This window comes from Hyunsoonleella sp. 2307UL5-6, assembly GCF_047345485.1.
In the GTDB taxonomy this organism is placed as follows: domain Bacteria; phylum Bacteroidota; class Bacteroidia; order Flavobacteriales; family Flavobacteriaceae; genus Jejuia.
Map to the genome: position 1 here is coordinate 1 of NZ_JBLFEN010000018.1, position 4,666 is coordinate 4,666.

Consider the following 4,666-nt stretch of genomic DNA (forward strand, 5'->3'; position numbering starts at 1 on the left):
ACCGCCATTGTAAGCATTTAAATTATGGGATGTACCACTCCATTGTTGCCAAAGTTGTAAGGTGCCATCTATAATACCTGCATTATCATCTATAAATTTATGAACGTCTATTGCTGATGGATATGGATTTCCTAACAAAAACTCCGTTTTACTTGAGCCTGCTACTGATCCTGCTCCACCTATATCTTCTACATTAACTAATATTGTACCGTTGTTTGGCTTGCCCTCGAAAATATACTGCTGACTAGGTAATGGTATACCTGTACCTTTTTGAGTGTACCCCACTCCTGGACTTATGTTTGTATTTGTTGCTATTTTAGCCCAATCGTAATAGGATAATCCATTAATGTATGTATACAACCAGAATGTACTTATGTTTCCATTAGCTGTATAAGCGGAAGTGAAATTACAGTTAAAACCTGAATCGTCTTTTAACATACGCAAATTAAATGGAGAATTATTTGGGTTATTAAAAGCTGTATTGTTATCTCTATAACTTGTAGCGCGTAAAGTACCTACAGGAGAAGTCCAGTAATTATACCAATATGCACTTGAAGTACCTTCTTGTCGTCTTAATATCTTACCTTGAGATGAGGTGACCAAATCACTTTTTTCTTTTTGAATTAGCTGAGAATCTCCAAATAAATCAATAGTACCGCTAAGATCTAGATACGATAGGTTTTCTATAAACTTATCGCCTGTTACAGTCAACGCAATTCCGTTATCAACAATAAGTCCCATTTGGGTTACGCCTTCAACATCATGATTTAAAGTCACATTATGGCTAATTTTTACTATAGAACTTGTTATTAAATTTGTACGTGTACCGTTAGGAAATACATTGCCAGATGCTATATCCCAAACATCGCCATGTAACCATGTTGATGAATCTTCCCAGTTTCCGTGTTGTGCTGTTACATAAGGCATTGGAGCAGTTTCTTCTTGCCATGTGCGAATATTAAATATAGTACCATGATTTTCATTACCAGAGTAATCGATAACTTTATCATCAGTAGTAAAAGTAGTACCCATTTTATAATACAGCTTTAAGTTGCTCCATAATAATGGTTCATCTGTGTTAAAATCTTTTATATCTTTAGGAATTACTGCACCTCTTACATTACCATTATTATTTTCTATTTCTTGATATACTGTTTGTTGTATTTGGGTGTCTGTTAATGCTTTATCAAAAACTCTAACTTCATCTATCCATCCGTGAAAATAATCTGAACCATCAACAACACCTGTTCTTCCTCCTATGTTAAAAGGGCTACTACTACTTGCTGTTCGTGTAACTCCAGAACCAGACTCTACATGATCTAAATGACCATTGTAATAGGTTTTAATTTCTCCAGAATTATAAACAATAGAAATATGTTGCCATGTATCTGCATCATCTAGCCATTCTGTTTTAGAAAAACTGCCAGAGCTAGCTTGTCCAGTAAAATTATATCCTAAACTTGTATCTTTTGTTATTTCTAAAACATCTCTTTGACCTACTATACCAGCTGAAACTTGAGAGGCACTATTGGCTTTAACCCAAAATTGAATGGTTAATTCTTCCATATCGCTAAGATTAAAAGAACTTGGGGCAGATATATAATCGTCTACACCATCAAAATCTATAGAAGGTGGCGGACATTGATCAAAATCTAAATTAAGTGTTTGTGTTCTACAGCCATCATCTGTAGATGCCACTATAGTATATAACCCGTAATCGCTACTTGTTATAGTACCAATTATAGAACGTGGATCACTACCGCTAAATGTAGAGCCGTCAGGAAACGTCCAATTATAACTTACGCCAGTATATTCTCTTAAATATATTGAAAAAGGCTCTCCGATAAATGCACAAGTTTGCCCTTGAAACTCTAAACCTAATCCAACAACTATAGGTGTAACTTGAGCAGAACTTGAGTTACCACAATTATCTTCTATTCTTACTCTATAATTTAAAGACGCATCTAAGTTAGTAAAATAACATTCATTATTTGTTTCTAACACTTGACTATTAGCATTATTTATTAAGCTATAGGTAAACGGCCCTACACCACCTTCGGTTACTCCCGAAACTGTAACAAAACCGTTATTTGTACAAACGTAGCTACTAAGTGGGGTTAGTCTTGGTTGCTCATAAGCTTCAATAGTAAAAACCTCAGAATCTACATCGCAACCTCCAAAAATATCATATTCAATATAATAATCTCCACTTGAAACATTATTAAAAGTTACGGAGCCACCAAAAAATGTCGTTCTAGATGCTATTAAATTCCCTGTTGCGGCCTCTCTTAATCTTAATCTTCTTGAGAAACCACTAGCATTTGTAGTAACAGAAGCTTCTACAGAATGTGAGTTAATACAGCCTTGAATGACACTTATATCAAATTCTACACTTAATGTATCTTCTTCTCTAAATTCAAAAGCGAATGTATCAGTATTACCACATGCATCAGTACCAGTTACCACATAATTACCAATAACTAAATCATCAAAAAGATTTCCATTTATAGGACCAGCATTTCCTGTAAATCCAGCAGGTACTGTAGTTAACTCAAACGCAAATGGACCTATAGCATCCCCGTTGTTGTATGATATAATCACGCTACCTGAATCCTCATTACAGGAATCAGGTCGTAATAAAACGCTTGTTATGTTAATAGCTTCTGGATCTACAGTTATTGATCCTGTTTCAGTTTCTCCACAATTATTTGTTACAGAATATTCATAGGTACCAAAGGGTAAATCATCAAAATTCCCAGTAGTATTTGTTAATGGTCCTGTGTAAGCTGCAGGTGTATTAGTTAGCGTATAGATAAAAGGGCCTACAGCAGCATTATTTGTTGTTAAGCGCAAATCCCAATCACTACATGTTATATTTTGAGCATCTGCTGTAACATCGAACGAAGAATCTGTTGCTGTATTATCCGATTCTACCAAGCTAGAACCTGTACTTATAGAGCCACAACTATCAGTTACCTCAAAATCATAATTTCCAAAAGGTAAATTATTAAAATTTCCTGTAGCATTTGTTGTTGGCCCAATGTAGCCTACAGGTGTATTAGTTAAAGTATAAGTAAATGGACCAACCATCCAATTATTGGCGGTTAATTGTAAATCCCAATCTGTACATGATTTACTTAAAACCTGAATAAAGAAACTAGGAGCTGGATTGTTGAGAGTTAAAGAACTTGTTTGACCACAAGTACCTGTAACCGAAATGGTATAGGGCGCTTGATCTATCGGCAAAGTAAAAACTCCTGTGGTATTTGTTGAATCGTAACCTGCAGGAGCACCTCCAACAACCTCATAGGTATAATCTGAAGGACTTGAAAATCTTGAAATAAAAACACTATAATTTGCTTCTGTACAGGATATTCTATTTATGTCGCTATCGTCAAGAAACACACTTGAAGAGTTCGCGTTATTTACCATTTGATTTCTAGTTTGAAAATCTCCACAAGCATCAAATACTCTAACTCTATAATTTCCAGATGGTAAATTATTAAATATATGTGTTGTACTAGCGTTATCTATTGGTGCTGTTGTAGTTCCTGCAGGACCATCAATAATTTGGTATTGGTAAGGACCAGCACCAGATGATGTATTAACAGTTATAGACCCTGTGCTTTCATTTGGACAAGTAGGTCTAGTGGAACTCATTGAAAAATCTAAAAGCTGAGTTTCATCAATAACCGTAATATTTCCAACAAAGATTGGATTACTAGAATCTCCTGCATCTTCTATAGTTACCTGATATACTCCAGGATACAAATCATTAAATGTAAACGTAGATTCATGAAACTGATCTACAAAAGGATATGTTTGCCCGTTGGCTGTTGGTCCATTTGTTATTTTGAATAAATACAGACTAGGAGTGCTAGTAGCGCCGCTTGCAACTGCAGTGATAGTACCGTTATTTGCACATGTAGCTGCGGTTTGACTTAATGTAGCATCTACATCAAAATATGTAGCAATATTATTAACTTTATCTAGGCGTAGTTTATCTGATGTTGTTAGCTTTTCAGCACTAATTATAGTACTGGATAAAGACGCACCAAAAACTAATGTACTTTTAATAAGAATTACTAAGAGTAATGCTATTTTAGTTTGCGTAAGTAATTTTTTTTCCATTAACATATATTTAGGTCAAGTAATATTATGACACTTAAAACTAGAAATAGTCACTAACTATTTAGTATTAAGATGTTACAACATATACTAACGTAATATTTAGTAAAATGGATTTAATTAATTTTAGAAAAGGAAAAATTGAGGAGGGACTTCCAAATCTATAAACAAATGTAAATAAAAAAAATGCAAAAAATACTTTTTATGTCGTTAAAATGTATTTTTTTATCGATAAAAAGATAAATTATGCTAATAATAAATTATACCTATTACTTTAAATAAACTATTAAACGTAAGTTAAGGTTTTATAATTTTCTTGGTAATTATATTATTAGTATCTGTTCTAAACACTGCGATGTAAGTACCTGTTGACATGGTAGGTAATTGCAGTCCATTTTCTAACACTGTTCTATCTACATCTGTAAGTTCCATTACATTTTGTCCTGTTATATTGTAGAGTCTAAATTTGGTAACCGCTCCTTCTAATTTTTTTACAAACAATCTATTGCTACTTTTATCATGATAAATGTAGTTTTCC

General features: G+C 33.7%; 2 protein-coding genes. Both read right to left on the minus strand.

Going from position 1 to position 4,666, the window contains the following annotated elements:
• On the minus strand, positions 1–4,131 hold a 4,131-nt coding region (locus ACKGJY_RS15365; RefSeq protein WP_413974783.1), incomplete at its 3' end, for a LamG-like jellyroll fold domain-containing protein.
• A 294-nt stretch (positions 4,132–4,425) separates the two neighbouring features.
• Positions 4,426–4,666 (minus strand): T9SS type A sorting domain-containing protein (locus ACKGJY_RS15370; RefSeq protein WP_413974784.1); only part of this gene is annotated, 241 nt, incomplete at its 5' end.